19 protein-coding genes and 1 pseudogene are annotated in these 18,654 nt (G+C 73.9%); 6 read left to right on the forward strand and 14 right to left on the reverse strand.

The annotated features are described in order from the left end of the window. Positions 1-85 precede the first annotated feature (85 nt). Genes BJF81_RS15495 through BJF81_RS15510 form a run of 4 tightly spaced genes read left to right on the forward strand, consistent with a single transcriptional unit; the run spans position 86 to position 2,077 of the window. Entirely contained in the window at positions 86-508 is a 423-nt protein-coding gene (locus BJF81_RS15495; RefSeq protein WP_083664293.1) for a hypothetical protein, read from the forward strand. Next, positions 505-948: a hypothetical protein gene (locus BJF81_RS15500; RefSeq protein WP_075959087.1), complete on the forward strand. Its 444-nt coding sequence runs from the start codon at positions 505-507 to the stop codon at positions 946-948. Before BJF81_RS15495 ends, BJF81_RS15500 begins: the two co-directional genes overlap by 4 nt. Then, positions 945-1,436 carry a hypothetical protein gene (locus BJF81_RS18195; protein ID WP_075959088.1) on the forward strand — a complete coding sequence of 164 codons (492 nt, stop codon included), beginning with the start codon at positions 945-947 and terminating at the stop codon, positions 1,434-1,436. Before BJF81_RS15500 ends, BJF81_RS18195 begins: the two co-directional genes overlap by 4 nt. Continuing rightward, a complete protein-coding gene (locus tag BJF81_RS15510) occupies positions 1,400-2,077 on the forward strand; it encodes a lysylphosphatidylglycerol synthase domain-containing protein (protein ID WP_075959089.1) in 678 nt (225 codons plus the stop codon). The genes BJF81_RS18195 and BJF81_RS15510 overlap by 37 nt, the downstream gene beginning before the upstream one ends. Here BJF81_RS15510 and BJF81_RS15515 read toward each other — a convergent pair. From BJF81_RS15515 to BJF81_RS15565, 11 genes are all read right to left on the reverse strand, one after another. Further along, entirely contained in the window at positions 1,984-2,925 is a 942-nt protein-coding gene (locus BJF81_RS15515; RefSeq protein ID WP_083664295.1) for a type 1 glutamine amidotransferase, read from the reverse strand. The genes BJF81_RS15510 and BJF81_RS15515 overlap by 94 nt on opposite strands. Then, on the reverse strand, positions 2,922-4,235 hold the full coding sequence (locus BJF81_RS15520; protein WP_075959090.1) for a Mur ligase family protein: 1,314 nt from the start codon (positions 4,233-4,235) through the stop codon (positions 2,922-2,924). The genes BJF81_RS15515 and BJF81_RS15520 overlap by 4 nt, the downstream gene beginning before the upstream one ends. 5 nt (positions 4,236-4,240) lie before the next feature. Beyond that, the gene (gene guaA / locus BJF81_RS15525) at positions 4,241-5,827 is read right to left on the reverse strand and encodes a glutamine-hydrolyzing GMP synthase (RefSeq protein WP_075959091.1); all 1,587 of its coding nucleotides are present in this window, start codon (positions 5,825-5,827) and stop codon (positions 4,241-4,243) included. Then, on the reverse strand, positions 5,824-6,159 hold the full coding sequence (locus BJF81_RS15530; protein ID WP_075959092.1) for a DUF3817 domain-containing protein: 336 nt from the start codon (positions 6,157-6,159) through the stop codon (positions 5,824-5,826). The genes guaA and BJF81_RS15530 overlap by 4 nt, the downstream gene beginning before the upstream one ends. Next, the gene (locus BJF81_RS15535) at positions 6,156-6,965 is read right to left on the reverse strand and encodes an SURF1 family protein (RefSeq protein ID WP_075959093.1); all 810 of its coding nucleotides are present in this window, start codon (positions 6,963-6,965) and stop codon (positions 6,156-6,158) included. The genes BJF81_RS15530 and BJF81_RS15535 overlap by 4 nt, the downstream gene beginning before the upstream one ends. A 72-nt stretch (positions 6,966-7,037) precedes the next feature. After that, positions 7,038-8,420: a YncE family protein gene (locus BJF81_RS15540; RefSeq protein ID WP_075959094.1), complete on the reverse strand. Its 1,383-nt coding sequence runs from the start codon at positions 8,418-8,420 to the stop codon at positions 7,038-7,040. Continuing rightward, the gene (locus BJF81_RS15545; protein ID WP_075959095.1) at positions 8,410-9,528 is read right to left on the reverse strand and encodes a GuaB3 family IMP dehydrogenase-related protein; all 1,119 of its coding nucleotides are present in this window, start codon (positions 9,526-9,528) and stop codon (positions 8,410-8,412) included. The genes BJF81_RS15540 and BJF81_RS15545 overlap by 11 nt, the downstream gene beginning before the upstream one ends. 50 nt (positions 9,529-9,578) lie before the next feature. Continuing rightward, positions 9,579-11,099, reverse strand: a complete 1,521-nt coding sequence (guaB, locus tag BJF81_RS15550; protein WP_075959096.1) for an IMP dehydrogenase — start codon at positions 11,097-11,099, stop codon at positions 9,579-9,581. Then, a complete protein-coding gene (locus BJF81_RS17775; protein WP_143780903.1) occupies positions 11,096-11,416 on the reverse strand; it encodes a hypothetical protein in 321 nt (106 codons plus the stop codon). The genes guaB and BJF81_RS17775 overlap by 4 nt, the downstream gene beginning before the upstream one ends. Positions 11,417-11,421: 5 nt before the next feature. Then, a complete protein-coding gene (locus tag BJF81_RS18200; protein ID WP_075959098.1) occupies positions 11,422-12,504 on the reverse strand; it encodes a hypothetical protein in 1,083 nt (360 codons plus the stop codon). A gap of 1 nt (position 12,505) precedes the next feature. Continuing rightward, on the reverse strand, positions 12,506-13,105 hold the full coding sequence (locus BJF81_RS15565; RefSeq protein WP_075959099.1) for a sigma-70 family RNA polymerase sigma factor: 600 nt from the start codon (positions 13,103-13,105) through the stop codon (positions 12,506-12,508). Positions 13,106-13,363: 258 nt separating this feature from the next. Between BJF81_RS15565 and BJF81_RS15570 the strand changes: the two genes are divergently transcribed. Beyond that, a complete protein-coding gene (locus tag BJF81_RS15570) occupies positions 13,364-13,654 on the forward strand; it encodes a WhiB family transcriptional regulator (protein WP_075959100.1) in 291 nt (96 codons plus the stop codon). 118 nt (positions 13,655-13,772) lie between these two features. On the opposite strand, the gene groL is transcribed toward BJF81_RS15570, so the two are convergent. From groL to BJF81_RS15585, 3 genes and pseudogenes are all read right to left on the reverse strand, one after another. Next, a complete protein-coding gene (gene groL / locus BJF81_RS15575) occupies positions 13,773-15,380 on the reverse strand; it encodes a chaperonin GroEL (protein WP_075959101.1) in 1,608 nt (535 codons plus the stop codon). Between the two features lie 177 nt (positions 15,381-15,557). Then, positions 15,558-15,853: pseudogene (groES, locus tag BJF81_RS15580) on the reverse strand (co-chaperone GroES). A gap of 192 nt (positions 15,854-16,045) precedes the next feature. After that, complete coding sequence (locus BJF81_RS15585; RefSeq protein WP_143780904.1) at positions 16,046-17,314, reverse strand: phospholipase D-like domain-containing protein; 1,269 nt, start codon at positions 17,312-17,314, stop codon at positions 16,046-16,048. Positions 17,315-17,371: 57 nt separating this feature from the next. On the opposite strand from BJF81_RS15585, the gene BJF81_RS15590 reads away from it, so the two are divergent. Next, positions 17,372-18,646 carry a class I SAM-dependent methyltransferase gene (locus tag BJF81_RS15590; RefSeq protein WP_075959102.1) on the forward strand — a complete coding sequence of 425 codons (1,275 nt, stop codon included), beginning with the start codon at positions 17,372-17,374 and terminating at the stop codon, positions 18,644-18,646. Positions 18,647-18,654 lie beyond the last annotated feature (8 nt).

Below are 18,654 nucleotides of genomic sequence, written 5' to 3' on the forward strand. Positions count from 1 at the left end.
CACCCTCGGCGGCGCGGGCGCGGCATACCCTGGGACGCGTGCGCACCCCCTCCCTGACCGCCCCGACCGGATCGGGGCCCCTCCCGTGACCGGCGCCCTCCCCCTGCCGGCCGCTGCCGCGCAGGGTTCCGCCAGCTATCTGGACGCCCCCACCCTGGCCGTGCTGGTCGCCGGGCTGCTCGTGGCCCTCGTCTGCCTGGTGGCCGGCCTCAACGGGCGGGCGCCGGGCCCGGTCACGGTCGGTGCGACGGTCCTGCTGCAGGTCGGGGTCCTGGCCTACCTGGGCCTGTACCTGTGGCGGCAGGTGGCCGGCCAGTCCCCCGGCGGGCCGGGCTGGGAGCTGTGGGCCTACCTGGTGACCGTCGCCTTCCTGCCCGCAGTCGCCCTCATCTGGGCGCGCGAGGAACGCACCCGCTGGAGCACCTTCGTGCTCTCCGTCGCGGCCTTCACGGTGGCGGTCATGGCGGCCCGCTCGGCCCAGATCTGGTACGGCGTGGGATTCGGATGAGGGCACCCACCGCCCACGCCGGCGACCGGCGGCACGGGCCCGGACGGGTGATCCTGGCGCTCTACCTCGTCTTCGTCGTGGGGACCGTCTCCCGGTCGGCGGCCCAGATCCTCACCCGGTTCGACGAGGCACCCCTGGCCTACACGCTGTCCGCCGTCGCGGCCGCGGTCTACGTCGTGGCCCTCGTGTCGCTGTCGTTGCCGGGCCGGGCGGCCTGGTGGGTCAGCGTCGTCGCCCTGTCGGTGGAGATGGTCGGCGTGCTCGTGGTGGGCACCTGGAGCCTGCTCGCCCCCGAGATGTTCCCCGACGCCACCGTCTGGTCGGGCTACGGGGCCGGCTACCTGCTCATCCCCCTCGTGCTGCCCGCGGCGGGCCTGTGGTGGCTGCTGTCCGACCGGGGAGCCCGCGCCCGCGACGCGGACGCGGTGGTCGCCCGGTGAGCCGCGAGGCTCCCACGCTCAGGGCGCCGGGCCGGCGCGAGGTCCTGCAGTCGCTGGCCGGCCTGGCCGCCGTCGTGCTGCTCATCGCCTTCGGCCTGCCCCACCTGCTGGACACCTCCTGGGACGCGATCGGCACGCAGCTCGCCCGGCTGCGGGCGGGACCGGCGGTGGCGATGGGGGTGCTGCTGCTCGCCGGCCTCTACTGCTACACCTTCGTCCTCACCGGGTCCCTGCCCGGCCTGCGGGCCGGGCGAGCGCTGCGGCTCAACGCGGTGACCGCGACCGTGGCCAACCTCGTCCCCCTGGGGGCGGCGGTCGGGGTCGGCGTGGCCTGGTCGATGCTGCGCACCTGGGGGTTCTCCCGACGGGCGATCTCCAGCTCGTTCCTCGTCACCGGGATCTGGAACCTGCTGGCGCGCGTCGCGCTGCCCGTCGTGGGCGCCTCGTCCTGGTGGCCGGCCCCCTCGACGCGCCGGACGCCGTGGTGACCGGGGCCTGGGTGGCCGGTGCCGTCGGCACCGGCGTGGTCGCCCTCACCACCCTGGTCCTGCTCTCCGACCGGGTCTCGGCCGTGGTGGCCGCCGGGGTGCGGGTCGTGGCCCGGCCGTTCAGCCGTCAGGTGAGGGCCTCCGGGAGCACCGCCGACCGTGTCGTCGTCGACCAACGCCGCCGGATCCTCGAGACCGTGGGCAGCCGCTGGGCGACGATGACGCTGGGCATGGCAGGTCAGTTCGTCCTCCTGTTCGGGCTCTACTGGGTCGCCGCCCGCTCGGTGGGCATGGACCTGCCGGTCGCCGCGCTGGTGTGCGCCTACACCTTCCGCCAGCTGCTGACGGTCCTGGCGGTGACACCCGGCGGTCTCGGGGTGACGGAGGTGGGCACCGCCGGCGTGCTCGTGCTCCTCGGGGGCGACGCGGGGGCGGCCTCCGCGACGGCGCTGCTGTATGCCGTGTACGCCCACCTGCTCGTCGTGCCGTTCGGGCTGGCCGCACTGGCGCACTGGTGGAGCAGGTCGGGCCGTGCCCTCGTGGGTGGTCAGCCGGGCCCGGCGGAGACCGTCCCGGCCCTCCCGGGGCGACGGGGGACCCAGGACGACAGCCGGCGCAGCCGCCGCGACGGCCCGGGCTGAGCACCCTGCAGCAGCCGCTGCACCTGGTGGCGGTGGGCGCCCAGGGCCAGCGAGTCGTCGACGGGCACGGGGACGAAGTCCCCGGTCGCGCGCCGCGCGGCCAGCTCCAGCAGGCCGTCGGCCAGGGCGGGGTTCGCGGGCAGGAGGGGCCCGTGCAGGTAGGACCCGATGACGTTGCCGGTGCGGGCGCCCTCGCTCCCGTCGGTGCCGTTGTTGCCGCTGCCGACCCGCACGCGCCCGAAGGGCTCCTGGCCCGGGCCCAGGACCGTGGCGCCGGAGTGGTTCTCGTAGCCGACCACCTCGCCCATCCCGGTCTCCAGGACCACCGGACCGATCATCCGGGTGGCGTTGCCGGTGGTCGTGACCGACAGGATGCCCAGGCCGGGGAGGCGGGTGCCCTCGACGGTGACGAACTCCTGGCCGAAGAGCTGGTACATCCCGCAGATCATCAGCATCGGGACGCCGTCCGCCGCGAGCTGGCGCAGCCGGTCGGCGTGGACCGCCAGGTCGTCCTGGACCCGGGCCTGCCCGCTGTCCTGGCCACCACCGCCGAGGACGAGGTCCACGCGCTGCGGCCACCGACCGCCGGGGTGGTGGTCGTGGACCACCGGGCGGTAGCCGTGCCACCGCAGCCGGGCCGCCAGGCAGCGGGTGTTGCCCAGGTCCCCGTAGATGCTCATCTCCCGGGGGTAGAGGTGGACCAGGTGCACCTCCCCCTTGTCGGCCGGGACCTGCGCCAGCCCGGTGACCTCGTCGGGAAGCCCCTCGTCGAACTCCGGGGGCAGGTCCGTCCCCGGACGGGAGGCCGGCTGGTCCGCGTGGGGGGACTCTCCGGTGGGGCCGGTCATGCCGTGGGCTCCTCTCCGAAGCGGGCCAGTCCGTAGCGGTCGGCCAGGCGCCGCCGCAGGTGCATCATCGCCGTGTAGGTGCAGAAGATCCGCGTCGGGCGACCGCGGTGGTCGGCCAGGAACCGGTCCAGGGCCCGGTCGAGGTCGGTCTCGACCTGCCCCACCTCGACGCCGTCGTAGCGCAGCCGCAGGGCCATGTCCCACCCGCGCACCCCGCTCGTGAGCGCGACCCCGCGCTCCCGCAGCGACTCGAAGGAGACGTCGTAGAGCCAGGAGACGTCCCGGCCGTCGGCGTAGTTGTCGTTGATGGCGACCATCGTGTCCACCGGCTCGCCGCCGTAGGTGCCCAGCGCGACGGTGAAGCCGGCCGGGTTCTTCACCAGGACCAGCTCCAGGGGCGCGCCGTCCACGTCGACCACCTCGCCCCGCCCGAACGGGGGGTTCACCTCGGTGAGGGCGCGGGCGGCGGTCCCGGCGGAGAACTGCTCCCCCAGCAGCGCCCGGGCGGTCGTGGTCGCCGCCGTGGCGTTGATCATGGCTGCCAGCCCCCGCTGGCGCAGGACGACGGGGCCTACGTCGTCCCCTCCCGGGAAGCGCACGGTCAGGGCGCGCCCGTCGGTGTCGGGCAGCAGGAGCCCGTCGCCGACGCCCAGCTCGGGCCGGGCCTCGGCGTCCTCGAACCGGACGTCGGCCTCCTGCAGCTCGGGCAGCCGGTCGGCGATGCTCGGGTCCACCCCGAACCAGCGGACCTGCACGCCCGGTCGCAGGCTGCCGCGCACCCGGGAGATGAAGGAGTCGTCGGCGTTGAGCACCACGCCGGTCGTGGTCTGCTCGCCCAGCCGGGTCAGCAGCCGGGCGGTGTGGTCGATCTCGGCGAACCGGTCGAGCTGGTCACGGGCCACGTTGAGCAGCAGCGCATGGGTCGGGGGCACCTGCGCGGCGAAGTGCAGCGCGTGCGCCTCGTCCAGCTCGACGACGGCCACGTCCGCGTCGAGCCGGCCGTCCAGGCGCACCTCCCCGAGCAGCGAGGAGATGACCCCCCGGGTGAAGTTGGACCCGGTGGGGTTGGTGAACACCCGCCACCCGTGCGCCCGCAGCACCGCCACGAGCATCTTCGTCGTGGTCGTCTTGCCGTTGGTCCCCGAGACCACCACGACGCCGCGGGGCAGGGACCCCAGGGTGTGCCGCAGCACGGCGGGGTCGATCCTCTCCGTCACCAGCCCCGGCAGGGCCGAGCCCCCGCCGCGCAGGCGGGAGGCGACCCGGGCGGCGCGCCCGGCGACGAGGGCGGCGGAGGTGCGCAGCCGCATACCCCTCACTCCCACTCGATCGTGCCCGGTGGCTTGCTGGTGACGTCGAGCACGACCCGGTTGACCTCGGGCACCTCGTTGGTGATGCGGGAGGAGATCCGGGCCAGCACGTCGTAGGGCACACGGGTCCAGTCGGCCGTCATGGCGTCCTCGCTGGAGACGGGCCGCAGCACGACGGGGTGGCCGTAGGTGCGTCCGTCGCCCTGCACCCCCACCGACCGCACGTCGGCCAGCAGGACGACGGGGCACTGCCAGATGTCGCGGTCGAGCCCGGCCGCCGTCAGCTCCGCCCGGGCGACCGCGTCGGCGCGGCGCAGGACGTCGAGCCGGTCGGCGGTGACCTCGCCGACGATCCGGATGCCCAGGCCGGGGCCGGGGAAGGGCTGGCGCCACACGATCCCCTCGGGCACCCCGAGCTCCAGCCCGACCTGGCGGACCTCGTCCTTGAACAACGCCCTGAGCGGCTCGATCAGCTCGAACTGCAGGTCGTCGGGCAGCCCGCCGACGTTGTGGTGGCTCTTGATGTTGGCGGCGCCGGTGCCCCCGCCGGACTCGACGACGTCCGGGTAGAGGGTGCCCTGGACGAGCCAGCGGACCGGGTGGTCGTCCTCGTGGCTGGCGTCGTGGGCGCGGACGACGTCCCGGGCGGCCTGCTCGAAGACGCGGATGAACTCCCGGCCGATGATCTTGCGCTTCTCCTCGGGGTCGCTGACCCCGGCCAGGGCGGAGAGGAAGCGTTCGCGGGCGTCGACGACGACCAGGTCGACCCCGGTCGCGGCGACGAAGTCCTCCTCGACCTGCTCGGCCTCCCCCTCGCGCAGGAGCCCATGGTCGACGAAGACGCAGGTGAGCTGGTCGCCCACCGCCCGCTGGACGAGCGCCGCGGCCACCGAGGAGTCGACCCCGCCGGACAGCCCGCACAGCACCCGGTCCTTCCCGACCTTCGCCCGCACGTCCTCGACGAGCTGCTCGGCGACGTTGCCGCTGGTCCAGGTCGGCTCGATGCCGGCCCCGCTGACGAGGAAGTTCGTCAGGATCTCCTGCCCGTGCGCCGAGTGCAGCACCTCCGGGTGCCACTGGACGCCGTAGAGGCGGCGGTCGTCGTCCTCGAAGGCCGCCACCTCGGCCCCGGGCGTGGTCGCGGTGACCCGCGTCCCGGGGGGTGCCGTCGTGACGGCGTCGCCGTGGGACATCCAGACCTGCTGGCTGCCCGGCTGCCCGGCGAAGAGGGTGCTGCCGGTGTCGGTGACCGCGGCGGTGGTGTCGCCGTACTCCCGGGCCCCCGTGCGGGCCACCTGGCCGCCGAGCGCGTGGGCCATCGCCTGGAAGCCGTAGCAGATGCCCAGGACCGGGACGCCGGCGGTGACGACGGCCTCCTCGAGGGCCGGCGCGCCCTCGGCGTACACCGAGGAGGGACCGCCGGAGAGGACGATCGCGGCAGGGTCCCTGGCGAGCATCTCCGCAGCTGGCATCGTGTGGGGCACGATCTCGCTGTAGACGTTCGCCTCGCGCACCCGGCGGGCGATGAGCTGGGCGTACTGCGCTCCGAAGTCGACGACGAGAACCGGGCGCTGGTCGAGGGGCTGGGTCACGCGGCCACCCTATCGGCGCCGGCCCGCTCGCCCGCGATCTGCGCCAAGGCCTCGCGGCTGACCCGGTGCTCGACCCAGAACGACAGGAACGGCACGCACCCGGCGAGCATGACGAGGACCATCCGTCCCAGCCCCCAGCGCAGCTCGAAGCCCAGCAGCGCGACCGCGGCGACGTAGACCATGTAGAACCAGCCGTGCGGGGCCGGCCACCACGCCAGGGCCCGGTTGTCGAAGCCGTAGCGCAGCACCATGTGCGCCACGAGCAGCAGCAGGCCCACCCCGACGAGGAAGGCCATGACGCGGAAGAAGGTCAGCTTGGCACGGGCGGTCATCGGAGGTCTCCTCGGGAGCCGGTGGTGGTCAGGGGTCGGGGGTCGTCCCGGGGTATGCCGTCCGCGTCCGGGTCGGGCGGGCGGCCGCCGCGGGCGGCCTCGCGGAGGAAGCGCAGGTACATGTACACGGCGAAGGCGGCGAAGACGAACCACTGCAGCCCGTAGCCGAAGTTGCGCCAGACGATCCCGCTCTCGCCGAAGACGGGCGGGGGGACGCGCACCACCTCGGCGGAGGTCAGGGCCGGTTCCTCCTCGACGAGGAAGAGGAAGCCGGTGAACAGCGGCTCGTCCCAGTCGTTGACCAGGTCGGCGCTGTCGATGGATCCGCGCTGCCCCTCGGGCCACGGGCCGCCCTCCGCGGGCGACTCGCTGGGAGCCAGGGTGCCGGTGACCTGGACCGGCGTGTCGTCCGGACGGTCGGCGTCGGCCGGGTCGGTGACGAAGCCGCGCACGACGGGCAGCAGGGCCGGTCCGTCCGTGGAGGAGGTGCGCACGGGCGTGACCACCCAGTAGCCCAGCTCGCCCTCCAGCAGCCGGTCCGGCACGAGGAACTGGTGCTGCGCGGCATACCCCCCCTCGGCCGTCACCGAGAGCCCGGCCGCGTCGTCCGGGAAGGTCTGGTGGGGCTCCATCACCTGCGCCAGCGGTTCCGTGGGGCGGGCGGCCTGCTCGGCGGCCCGTTCCCGGGCGGCCTCGTTGCTGCTCACCCCGATCTGCCAGGTGCCCAGCTGGACGAACGCCCAGACGATCGCCAGCAGCAGCACCAGCAGGGCCAGCCAGGCGGGCCGGAGGGCGGTGCGGATCACCGTTCCAGGGTAGGCGATCCGGCCACCCGGACCGACCATCGCCCGCGGGCGGGCGGAGCCCCGTGGCCCGGGCTACAGCGGCGTGCTCTGGTCGTCGAAGACGTAGATGGACCCGTTGTAGCAGGCGACCCACACCGTGTTGGTGACCGGGTCGTAGTCGATCCCGATGGGGTCGGCGTCCACGTTGCGCTTGTCGATGACGGTCATGTCGGAGGTGCGGATCTTGGCGACCGTGGCCTCGTTGTAGTTCACCACGTAGAGCGCCGTCTCGTCCGGCGACATGGTCACGCTGCGGGGTTCCAGGCCCGGCGAGACCTCGTCGACGATCTCGTCGGTGGCGGTGTCGATCTTGTAGATCGTGTTCGCCGAGCTCACGGTCATGTAGAGCGTCGACCCGTCCTCGGTGAGGTTGAGGTGCCGGGGCCGCAGCGTGGTGTTCATGACCAGCTCGCTCGTGCCCGCCTCGATGTCGATCTTGAACAGCGACTGGGCGTACATCGCCACGACGTAGGCGGTGTTGCTGTCCGGCATGATGGCGATGCCGCGCGGCGACTCGTTGACGTCGATGACCTTGGTCTCCTCGGCCTTCTCGACGTCCACGACCGAGATGCTGGCGTCGCACCAGTTGGAGACGAGGATCGTCGACTGGTCGGGGGTGATCTCCAGGTACTTGGGCACCGCCCCCACCTTGATCACCTGGTCCCAGGCCATCTCCTCGGCGTCGAACCGGTAGAGGAAGGAGGGGCCCACGCCGCTGTCCTGGGTGCAGGCGTCGAAGCCCTGGACCCCGAAGTTCTCGCCGTACATCGTGTACTGGGAGACGTAGGCGTAGCGGCCGTCGGCGGTCCAGACGGCCTCCACCGGGGAGCCCTGGGAGACGCCCGGGTGTCCCTCGACGCCGAACTCGGACAGGTCCAGCGCGTCGTCCAGGACGGCGACCTGCTCCCGGGTGACGGAGTCGAACACCGTCGAGGTGTGGGAGTACATCATGTTGTTGGCGATCATCAGGCCGTGGTCGGAGGACATCACCGACTTGGGCGTCATTCCGCCGGTGAGGTAGTCCACCGACTCCATGGCCGTGGTGTCGCTGGGCAGCTCGTTGGGCACCGGCTCCCGCTGCCAGATCGGCGGTGGCCCCTCGCTCGTGGGTGCCTCGTCGTCGGCCTCCGTCTCGTCGGCCTTCGCCCCGGTGTCCCCGGTCGCCGCGTCGCCGTCCGACGTCTCGTCCCCGGGGGCGGGGGCCGGGGCCGCCACCCCAGGGGCATCCTGACCACCGGCGGCGTCCGCCTCGTCGCGCCCGGCCAGCCACACGGCCAGCCAGACGACGAGCACGAGGAGCAGGACCCCGACACCGGCGGCGACGGCCCGCCGACGACGCACGTAGACCGGGTCCGTCCGGACCCGCAGTCCCCCGGGTCCGGGACGGTGCCGGCCGTTGACGTCCTCAGTTGCCATAGGGGGCCACCACAACTTCCACGCGCTGGAACTCCTTCAGGTCCGTGTACCCCGTCGTGGCCATGGCCCTACGCAGGGCGCCCATCATGTTGGTCGTGCCGTCGGCCGCGGTCGCGGGCCCGACGAGGATCTCCTCGAGGGTGCCGACCGTGCCCACGTCCACCCGCTCCCCCCGCGGGAGCTGCGGGTGGTGGGCCTCCGGGCCCCAGTGGAAGCCGCCTCCCGGCGCCTCCGAGGCCCGGGCCAGGGCGGCGCCGAGCATGACGGCGTCGGCGCCGCAGGCCACGGCCTTGACGATCTCCCCCGAGTTGCTCGCCCCGCCGTCGGCGATGACGTGCACGTAGCGCCCCCCGGACTCGTCGAGGTAGTCGCGGCGGGCCGCGGCGACGTCGGCGATCGCGGTGGCCGCCGGCGCGTGGATGCCCAGGCTGGTCCGGGTGCGGTGGGCCGACCCACCGCCGAAGCCCACGAGCACGCCGGCGGCACCGGTGCGCATCAGGTGCAGCGCGGCCGTGTAGGTCCCCGCACCGCCGACGACCACGGGGACGTCCAGCTCGTAGATGAACCGCTTGAGGTTCAGCGGCTCGGCGCGGCCGGACACGTGCTCGGCGGACACCGTGGTCCCCCGGATGACGAACAGGTCGACCCCCGCGTCGACGACCACCTTCCAGAACTGCTGGGTGCGCTGCGGGGAGAGCGAACCGGCCACGGTGACCCCCGCCTCCCGGATCGACCGCAGGCGTTCGGTGATCAGCTCGGGCCGGATCGGCGCGTCGTACAGCTCGCGCATCCTGGCGGTCGTCCGGGCCGGGTCCAGCGAGGCGATCTCGGCGAGCGCCGCGGACGGGTCCTCGTAGCGGGTCCACAGACCTTCGAGGTCGAGCACGCCCAGCCCGCCCAGCCGGCCCATCTGCACCGCCGTCGACGGGGAGGACACCGAGTCCATCGGGGCGGCCAGGACGGGCAGCTCGAAGTGGTAGGCGTCGATCTGCCAGGAGATGGAGACCTCCTCCGGGTCCCGGGTGCGCCGGGAGGGGACGACCGCGATGTCGTCGAAGGTGTAGGCACGACGCCCACGCTTGCCCCGGCCGATCTCGATCTCGCTCACCCGCCCAGGCTACCCAGAGAGGAGGCGTGCCCCGGACCGCACACGCTGGATCACCGGGTGTAGTTCGGCGCCTCCGCGGTCAGCTCGATGTCGTGCGGGTGCGACTCCTGCAGGCTGGCCTGGGTGATCCGGACGAACCTGCCTTTCTCCTGCAGCTCGGGCACCGTGCGGGCGCCCACGTAGAACATGGCCTGCTTGAGGCCTCCCACCATCTGGTGCACGACGGCGCTGACCGCGCCCTTGTAGGGGACCTTGCCCTCGACCCCCTCGGGCACGAGGTGCTCGTCGCTGGCGACCTCGGCCTGGAAGTAGCGGTCCTTGGAGAAGGACTGCTGCCCCCGCGAGCTCATGGCGCCGAGCGAGCCCATCCCGCGGTAGCTCTTGAACTGCTTGCCGTTGACCAGGATCAGCTCCCCCGGGCCCTCCTCGCAGCCGGCGAGCATGGAACCCATCATCACCGTCTCGGCCCCGGCCGCCAGCGCCTTGGCGATGTCGCCGGAGTACTTCAGCCCGCCGTCGGCGATCACGGGGACGCCGTGCTCCCGGGCGGCGGCCGCCGCCTCGTGGACCGCGGTGAGCTGGGGTGCGCCGACCCCGGTGACGACCCGGGTGGTGCAGATGGCCCCGGGACCCACGCCCACCTTGACGGCGTCGGCCCCGGCCTCGACGAAGGCCCGCGCCCCCGCTGCCGTGGCCACGTTGCCCCCGACCACCTGGACGTGCCGGGTCGCCGGATCGGACTTGAGCCGCCGGACCATCTCGGTGAGCAGCCGGACGTGTCCGTGCGCGGTGTCCGCCACGAGGACGTCCACGCCGGCCTCGACCAGGGTGCCGGCGCGCTCCCAGGCGTCGCCGAAGTAGCCGATGGCCGCGCCGACGAGCAGGCGCCCCTGGCCGTCCTTGCTGGCCCGCGGGTACTGCTCGGACTTCACGAAGTCCTTGACGGTGATCAGCCCGACGAGCCGTCCGTCGTCGTCGACGAGCGGGAGACGCTCCCGCTTGTGCGCCCGCAGGATCCGGGTGGCCTCCTCCCGGGAGACGTCCCCCGGCGCGGTGACCAGGGGGGTGTGCGTCATCACGTCGCGCACGAGGGTCCGCTCCCACTCGGCCACGGGGGTGAACCGCAGGTCCCGGTTCGTGCAGATGCCCAGCAGCCGGCCGTCCTCGTCGACCACCGGCAGCCCGGACACCCGGTAGGTGCCGCAGACGTGGTCGAGGTCCTCCAGGGTGGCGTCGGGGCCGATGGTGATGGGGTTGGTGATGCGACCCGTCTGCGTGCGCTTGACCATGTCGACCTGGTCGGCCTGGTCGGCGACCGAGAGGTTGCGGTGCAGGATCCCGATGCCTCCCTGGCGTGCCATGGCGATCGCCATCCGCGCCTCGGTGACGGTGTCCATGGCGGCTGAGACGAGGGGGACCCGGAGGGAGATCTCACGGGTCATCCGGCTGGTGGTGTCGATCTCGTCGGGGGTGAGGTCGGTCTCGCCGGGCAGCAGGAGGACGTCGTCGTAGGTGAGCCCCACCTGGGCGAAGGCCGGGGGCACGGGGCTGCTGTCGTCGACCAGGCTCATGGACCGAATCCTAGAGCGCCGCCGGCGTCGGTCCCGACCCGCCCGGTCGACCCGGACGGCGAGACGGAGTCGTCGTTCCCGCCGGCCTGCTGGTCGTCCGTCCCCGCCGGCGGGCTCGTGTCCGTCGGCCGGAGCGGCTCCTTGGGCCCGGGCTCCTCCGGCACGGGCCCGTCCTCGGTCCCGGCACCGGGGGCCATCTCGGGGTCCACCTCGGCACCGGCGCCCGGCCCGGTCTCGGGCTCCGCCTCGGCGCCGGTGCCCGGCCCGGTCTCGGGCTCCGCCTCGACCACCGGGCGGCCGGCTCCCCCGGGCTCCACGGGGGTCACCGGTTCGGCACGGCCGGGGGTGGCCGGGGGTTCCGACCCACCTCGCTCGCCCGACGGGTCCTGCACGGCGGGACGCCCCGGGGCGGTCGGGACTGCCGGCCCGCGGTCCCGTGTCGGGTCACGGCCGGGGGGTGGCGCCGGCACGGACTGGGTGGAGAGCAGGGCCGCGTCGGCCGGCTCGGCCGGGTGCGCCGGCTCGGCCGGGACGCCGGGCCCCCCGGGGTCGGCCGGATCCGCCGGCACGGCCGGCAGTGCCGGGCGGCCGGGGCCGTGCTGTCCCGCAGAGGCGCTACCGGGGGTGCCACCTGCGTGGCGGCCGAGGGGCCTGGGTCGGCCGGCGCTGCGTCCTCGGGCTCCCCCGGCTCCTGCGGCGGGGACGCCGGTAGCAAGAGCGCCGGGACGGTCGCGGCCGGCGGGACGTCCGACGGTGGGGCGAGCAGCACACCGTGATGGTCCGGCACGGTCCGCCGCGCGGGTTCGTCGGGCGTCGACACGGGGGCGGCGTCGGCGACCGGTTCCTCGGGGCGCACCGCCGGAGCGCTCCGCTTCTCGACGCCGTCGCCCCGCCCCAGGGCGACGCCGGCCTGCGACGAACCATCCGCACCGTCCGCGGCCGACGCCTCGGCGTCATCCGCGTCGGCCGCGCCGGGCGGCAGGAGGGACCACCGCCCGGTCACGGGCGCGAGGGCGCCCGTGGACGGGCCGGTCGCCACCGGTGGACGGACGTTCACCGCCGAGGTGTCGTCCGCCGTGCCCCAGCCAGGACGGTCCACCGAGGTGACGGCCGCCGCCAGGGACGAACCGGCGATGAGAGCCGCGGCCAGGCTGGCTCCGCCCAGCCACCGCCGCCGACCCGTCGGTCGGCGGGGCCCGGCGACCGGGACGGCGGGGCGACGGTCCGCCCCGGTCCGGCCCCTCGTCGGGGCGGCTGCCCGACCCTCGGCCGGCCCAGGGTCGACGTCGACAGCCAGCGCGAGGAGCGCCCGGGCCGCGGGGTCGGAGCCGCACCCCTCGGCCCGCCGCTGGCCCAGGGCATCCAGGAGGTGGTCGGTGCGCAGGAGGTCGTCCACGCTCGTCATCTCACCCTGCCTCCCACCGGTCGCGCAGCGCCGCGAGGGCCCGGTGCTGCAGGACCCGCACGGCCCCGGGGGTCGACCCGATCACCTCGGCCGTCTCGCGGGCGCTCAGGCCCACGGCGACGCGCAGGATGAGCACCTCCTGGTGCTTCTCCGACAGGCTCGACAGCACGTCCCGCACGCGGGAGGCCTCGTCGGCGGCCAGGACGTCGTCCTCGGCGGACCCGACCAGCTCACGGGGCCAGGCCTCGTCGTGCACGTCCGTCGTCACGGGTCCTCTCGCGTGCGCCCGCTGGGCGTCCGCGACCTTGTGCGCGGCGATCCGGTAGACGAACGCCTCGAACGGCACCCCCCGGTCGTCGTAGGCGGGCAACGCGGTGAGCACCGCCATGCACACCTCCTGGGCGACGTCGGCCGCCAGCTCGGCCGCGGCCGGGTACGTCCCGAGCCTGGCCCGGGCATAGCGCAGGGCCAGGCGGTGCACGCCGGCGAGCAGCTCCTCCCGGGCCCCCTCGTCCCCCTCACGTGCCCTCGTCGTCAGGGACACCGACCCGGCCTGGGGCGTGCAGTCCTCGAGCGCGCCCGGATCCGTCGCCACGGCCATCACCGTCCTGCCCCCTGCCGAGCCACCGGCCCGCCGCGACGGGCCGTGCCCCGTCTCCGAGGCCCGACCCCAGGGCACGGGAGACGACGACATCTGTCCCCACCTCCTTGCCTGGCCCACGGGCCGGTCCCACCCCCAGGGGGGAGCCGTGGAGCGACTTTACCCTGGGCATACCTTGATCGGGTATAAACCGTGGTGAGGCTATTGTGCACACCAGGGGGGCCACACGCTGCAGCGTGCTCCCGGGAGGAGAGAAACGTGGCGGAGACCGTCCACCAGCCGGGTCCTGTCGCCGACCTGTGGGAGTGGCAGTTCGAGGGGGCCTGCCGCACCGCGAGCCCGGAGGTGTTCTTCCATCCCGAGGGCGAACGCGGGCCTGCCCGCCGCCGACGCGACGAACGGGCCAAGGAGGTGTGCGCCACCTGCCCCGTGCTGGTGCGGTGCCGGGAGCACGCCCTGGCGGCCCGGGAGCCCTACGGGGTGTGGGGCGGGATGACCGAGGACGAGCGCCAGGCCTACTACGCCCAGGAGGACGCCGCCGGGGCCTGACGGCGCCGCTGTCACCGGGCGTGGCAGCCCTGGACGCCGGCCCGACGGGGGTCGCCCCATGACGAAGGCCCCCACCCGGTGTCCCGGGCGGGGGCCTTCGTCGTGCGGACGTCAGGCGTCAGTGGCTGTGGCCGTGCCCGTGGTCGTCCTCGTCCTCCTCGGGCTTCTCCACGACAAGGGTGTCCGTGGTCAGCACCATGGCGGCGATGGAGGCGGCGTTGCGCAGCGCCGACCGGGTCACCTTGACCGGGTCGATCACACCGGCGGCGAACAGGTCGCCGTACTCCCCGGTGGCTGCGTTGAGCCCCTGCCCGGGAGCCATCTCGGCGACCCTGGTCGTGGCCACGTATCCCTGCAGCCCGGCGTTCTCGGCGATCCAGCGCAGCGGCTCCGCGACCGCGCGACGCACCACCTGGGCGCCGACGGCCTCGTCGCCCTCGAGCTGGAGGTCGTCGACGGCCGAGGCCGCGTGGACCAGGGCCGAGCCCCCGCCGGCGACGATGCCCTCCTCGATCGCGGCGCGCGTGGCGGACACCGCGTCCTCGATCCGGTGCTTCTTCTCCTTGAGCTCGACCTCGGTGTAGGACCCGACCTTGATGACGCAGACGCCACCGGCCAGCTTGGCGATCCGCTCCTGCAGCTTCTCCCGGTCCCAGTCGCTGTCGGAGGCCTCGGCCTCGCGCTGCAGCTGCGACACCCGGTCGGCGACCGCGTCGTTGTCCCCGCCGCCCTCGACGATCGTCGTCGAGTCCTTGGTGGAGACCACGCGCCGGGCGGTGCCCAGCACCTCCAGGCCGACCTGGTCGAGCTTGAGGCCGACCTCCTCGGCGACGACCTGGCCGCCGGTGAGGATCGCCATGTCCTGGAGCATCGCCTTGCGCCGGTCGCCGAACCCGGGAGCCTTCACCGCGACCGCGTTGAAGGTGCCCCGGATCTTGTTGACCACCAGCGTGGACAGGGCCTCGCCCTCGATGTCCTCGGCGATGATCAGCAGCGGCTTGCCCGCGCCCACGACCTTCTCCAGCAGCGGCAGCAGGTCGGCGACCGCGGAGATCTTGCCCTGGTGGAGCAGGATCAGCGCATCCTCGAGGACGGCCTCCATGCGGTCGGCGTCGCTGACGAAGTAGGGCGAGAGGTAGCCCTTGTCGAACTGCATCCCCTCGGTGAAGTCCAGCTCCATCGCGGTGGTGGAGGACTCCTCCACCGTGATGACGCCGTCCTTGCCCACCTTGTCGAAGGCGTCGGCGATGAGCTCACCGATCTCCGGGTCCTGCGCGGACAGGCCGGCGACCTGGGCGATCTCGTCCCGGCCCTCCAGCTCCCGCGCCGTCTCGAGCAGGCGGTCGTTGATCGCGGCCACCGCCTGGTCGATGCCACGCTTGAGCGCGGCCGGCCCGGCACCCGCGGCGACGTTGCGCAGGCCCTGGTGGACCATCGCCTGGGCGAGCACGGTCGCGGTGGTGGTGCCGTCGCCGGCGATGTCGTTGGTCTTGGTGGCGACCTCCTTGGCCAGCTGGGCACCCAGGTTCTCGTAGGGGTCCTCCAGCTCGACCTCGCGGGCGATGGTCACACCGTCGTTGGTGATGGTCGGCGCGCCCCACTTCTTGTCGAGGACGACGTTGCGGCCCTTGGGGCCCAGCGTGACCTTGACGGCGTTGGCGAGGGCGTCCACGCCTCGCTCCAGCGCCTTGCGGGCGTTGTCGTTGAACTCAAGCTGCTTGGCCATCGGCGCACAGCTCCTTTCGGGGTATGGGGTGGGGACGCACGCGGCCCCGCCCCACCGCGCCGCGGGGGCGGGTCGGGCGGGGCCGGTCCGTGCGCTGGCCGGCGACGCCGGTCGTTCTGGACCCGGGCCGTGCCGAGCCGCGGCGGGCCGGGCGGGTACGGGTCCTCACCGGGTGTGTCAGCCGACGACGGCGAGCACGTCGCGGGCGGAGAGGATCAGGTACTCGTCGCCCCCGTGCTTGATCTCGGTGCCGCCGTACTTGCTGTAGATGACGCGGTCGCGACCTGGACGTCCATGGGGACCCGCTCGTCGCCGTCCTCGTTCCAGCGGCCCGGGCCCACGGCCAGGACCTCGCCCTCCTGGGGCTTCTCCTTGGCGGTGTCCGGGATGACCAGACCGGAGGCGGTGGTCTGCTCGGCCTCGACGGCCTTGACGACGATGCGGTCCTCGAGCGGCTTGATGGAAACCGACACGGTTACCTTCCTTTGCATGGGGCCGACCGGGGGTCCCCGGCCGGTGCGGTCGTGGTGCGGACATCACTCCCTGCGCGCCCGGTCGCCGTCGCGGGGGTCGGCCGAACGTGCTGGCACTTGCGTACCGAGAGTGCTAAGGACGAATCTAGGCACGTCCTTAGCACTCGGTCAAGCCGAGTGCCAGGACGGGCGTCAGAGCAGCGGCTCGAGCGGCCGCAGGGCTTGTTCCAGGAGGTGGTAGTAACGGGGCCGCTCCTGCCACTCCTCCAGCGTCAGCTCGCGGCACGCCTCCAGGTCCCGGCGGAAGATCTCCTCCATGCGGCCGGCCTGGGCCGGGTCCACGATCTCCATGTTGATCTCGTAGTTGCCGCGCAACGACAGCCGGTCGATGTTGGCCGTGCCGACCGTGGCCCACTCGCCGTCGACGGTCGCCGTCTTGGCGTGCACCATGACGTTGCGGTAGAGGTGCAGGTGCACCCCGCCCTCGAGGAGCGTGGCCCAGTAGGAGCGGGCCACGACGTCGGCCAGCACGTGGTTGGACCACTCGGGCAGGATGACCCGGACGTCCACCCCGCGGCGTGCCGCGGCGAGCAGCCCCTCCAGGATCTCCTTGTCGGGGATGAAGTACCCCTGGGTGATCCAGACCCGGTGCTGCGCCCGGTCCATCGCCTCCAGGTAGAGGGCCCGGACCGGGTAGATGAGTCGGCTCGGCTCGTTGCGGGCGGCCCGCACCGAGGGGTTCCAGTGACCGGACCCGCTGTCCGGCAGATCCGGCAGACCGCGACGGTGGTGCCGGTTCCAGAAGTCGACGAAGGAGTTCTGCAGCTCCCACACGCCCGGCCCCCGCACCCGCAGGTGGGTGTCGCGCCACTCGGTGGCGTAGAGGGAACCGATGTTGTACCCGCCGACGAACCCCACCGTCCCGTCCACGACGAGGATCTTGCGGTGGTCGCGCCCGGTGCGGCGGACGTCCACCAGGGGGATGCCCGAGCGGATGACCGGGAACCCCAGGACGTGGACCCCGCGGGGGAACTTCTTGAAGGCCGACGGCACGACCAGGTTGGCGAACCCGTCGTAGACGACGCAGACGAGCACGCCACGTCCGGCGGCCCGGACCACCGCGTCCTTGAACCGCTGCCCGACCTGGTCGCCCTTCCAGATGTAGGAGGCCAGGTAGACGAAGTGCTGGGCCTCGTCGATGGCCTCCAGCATGTCCTCGTAGAGGACCTCCCCGTAGGTGTAGGTGGTGATCTCGTCCTGGCCGACGGTGGTATGCCGGGGGTCGTCGGCGGGGGCCTGGTGCTCGCTCCTGGGGCTGCGCCGCTTCCGCAGCTCGTCGGCCGCGACGACGCCGGCCGCCAGGCCGAACTGGGCCGTGAGGGCCCAGCCGACCGCGCGCACCGCCACCCGTCGGCCCCGCCGCAGCAAGGCCCGGAACTCGGGGTCGAGCACACGGTCCATGCGCGCAATCTACTGGCCCGGACACCTCCACCGGGGGGCCGGGGCCACAATGGGTGCGTGCAGCAGGAGGACGAGGACCCCGGCCGCCGGGCGGCGGCACTGCTCACCGACCTGCACGCCGGGCCCGGTCGCGCGGTGCTGGACGGGCTCCCGCCCTACGACGAGGACGCCGTGCTGGCGCTGACCGCCCGTCTGCGGGACCAGGGGGTGCCCGCCGAGGTGGTCGCCGCGGCCCTCACCCAGGCCCGGCTCCGGGCCCGGGCGCGCCGCCGCCTGGGCGACCTGGCGGAGACGTTGCTGCTGACCGAGGACGGCCTGGAGCAGGCCACCCGGCCGGCGGTGGCGGTCCGGCACGCGGAGCGCTTCGCGGCGTCGGGCGTCGGGCACGTGTGGGACCTCGGCTGCGGGCTGGGGCTGGACGCCATCGCCCTGGCCGGGGCCGGTCTGGAGGTGACGGCGCTGGACCGCGATCCCGCGGTGGTCGCGGCCGCCCGTGCCAACCTCTCCGGCCACCCACGGGCTCGTGTCGTCCTGGCGGACGCGGGATCCGTGACGCCGGAACCGGACGACGGTGTGTGGTTCGACCCCGCACGTCGATCGCCCGGGGTGGCGGACGTGCACGGACGCACCCGACGCCGGTCCCGGCTCGCCGAGCTGTCGCCGTCCTGGGAGCACGTGCAGCTCGTCTCGCGCCGGGCGGCCGCCGCGGGGACCAAGCTCTCCCCCGGGTTCCCCGTCTCCGAGGTGCCCGACGGGGTGGAGGCGGAGTGGGTCTCCCTCGACGGGGACGTGCTGGAGTGCGCCCTCTGGTGGGGCGGCGCCGCCGGGGCCACCGGCCGGTCGGCGGTCGTCGGAACCTCCCCCGGTGCGGGGTCGTCCGGGGACGCCGCGGTCCGGTGGCACGTCGTCCGGCCTCCGGAGCAGGACCCGGGGGTGCTGGTCGACGCCCGGTCGGTCGGGCCGTTCCTCGCCGAGCCCGACCGCGCCGTCGTCGCGGCCCGTCTGACCGGCGCGCTGGCGGCGACCGTGGACGGCGCCGAGCTGGACACCGGCGTCGGCTACGTGACGGCCGGGAGGGTGCACCCCCTTCCCTGGGCACGGTGGTACGCGGTCCAGGATGTCCTTCCCCTCAGGGCCCGCCCGGTGCGGGCCTGGCTGCGGGCGCGGGGCGCGGGCCGGGTCACCCTCAAGAAGAGGGGCGTCGGGGTCGACCCCGGGGCGTTCCGCACCGAGCTCCGGCTCAGCGGGGAGGGCCCCGAGGTCGTCCTCGTCCTCACCCGTGTGGCGGGCCGTCCGGCCGTCCTCGCCGTGGAGCCCGTCCCCGTCCCCTGACCGGCGCA

This window comes from Ornithinimicrobium sp. CNJ-824, from assembly GCF_001942405.1.
In the GTDB taxonomy this organism is placed as follows: Bacteria; Actinomycetota; Actinomycetes; order Actinomycetales; family Dermatophilaceae; genus Ornithinicoccus; species Ornithinicoccus kibberensis.

Excerpts from the sequence above, each read along its gene's own strand:
- BJF81_RS15500 (WP_075959087.1), top strand. The coding sequence starts at position 505 with ATGAGGGCACCCACCGCCCACGCCGGCGACCGGCGGCACGGGCCCGGA.
- BJF81_RS15515 (WP_083664295.1), bottom strand. The coding sequence starts at position 2,925 with ATGACCGGCCCCACCGGAGAGTCCCCCCACGCGGACCAGCCGGCCTCC.
- BJF81_RS15520 (WP_075959090.1), bottom strand. The coding sequence starts at position 4,235 with ATGCGGCTGCGCACCTCCGCCGCCCTCGTCGCCGGGCGCGCCGCCCGG.
- BJF81_RS15530 (WP_075959092.1), bottom strand. The coding sequence starts at position 6,159 with ATGACCGCCCGTGCCAAGCTGACCTTCTTCCGCGTCATGGCCTTCCTC.
- BJF81_RS15540 (WP_075959094.1), bottom strand. The coding sequence starts at position 8,420 with ATGGCAACTGAGGACGTCAACGGCCGGCACCGTCCCGGACCCGGGGGA.
- guaB (WP_075959096.1), bottom strand. The coding sequence starts at position 11,099 with ATGAGCCTGGTCGACGACAGCAGCCCCGTGCCCCCGGCCTTCGCCCAG.
- BJF81_RS18200 (WP_075959098.1), bottom strand. The coding sequence starts at position 12,504 with ATGACGAGCGTGGACGACCTCCTGCGCACCGACCACCTCCTGGATGCC.
- BJF81_RS15565 (WP_075959099.1), bottom strand. The coding sequence starts at position 13,105 with ATGGCCGTGGCGACGGATCCGGGCGCGCTCGAGGACTGCACGCCCCAG.
- groL (WP_075959101.1), bottom strand. The coding sequence starts at position 15,380 with ATGGCCAAGCAGCTTGAGTTCAACGACAACGCCCGCAAGGCGCTGGAG.
- BJF81_RS15585 (WP_143780904.1), bottom strand. The coding sequence starts at position 17,314 with ATGGACCGTGTGCTCGACCCCGAGTTCCGGGCCTTGCTGCGGCGGGGC.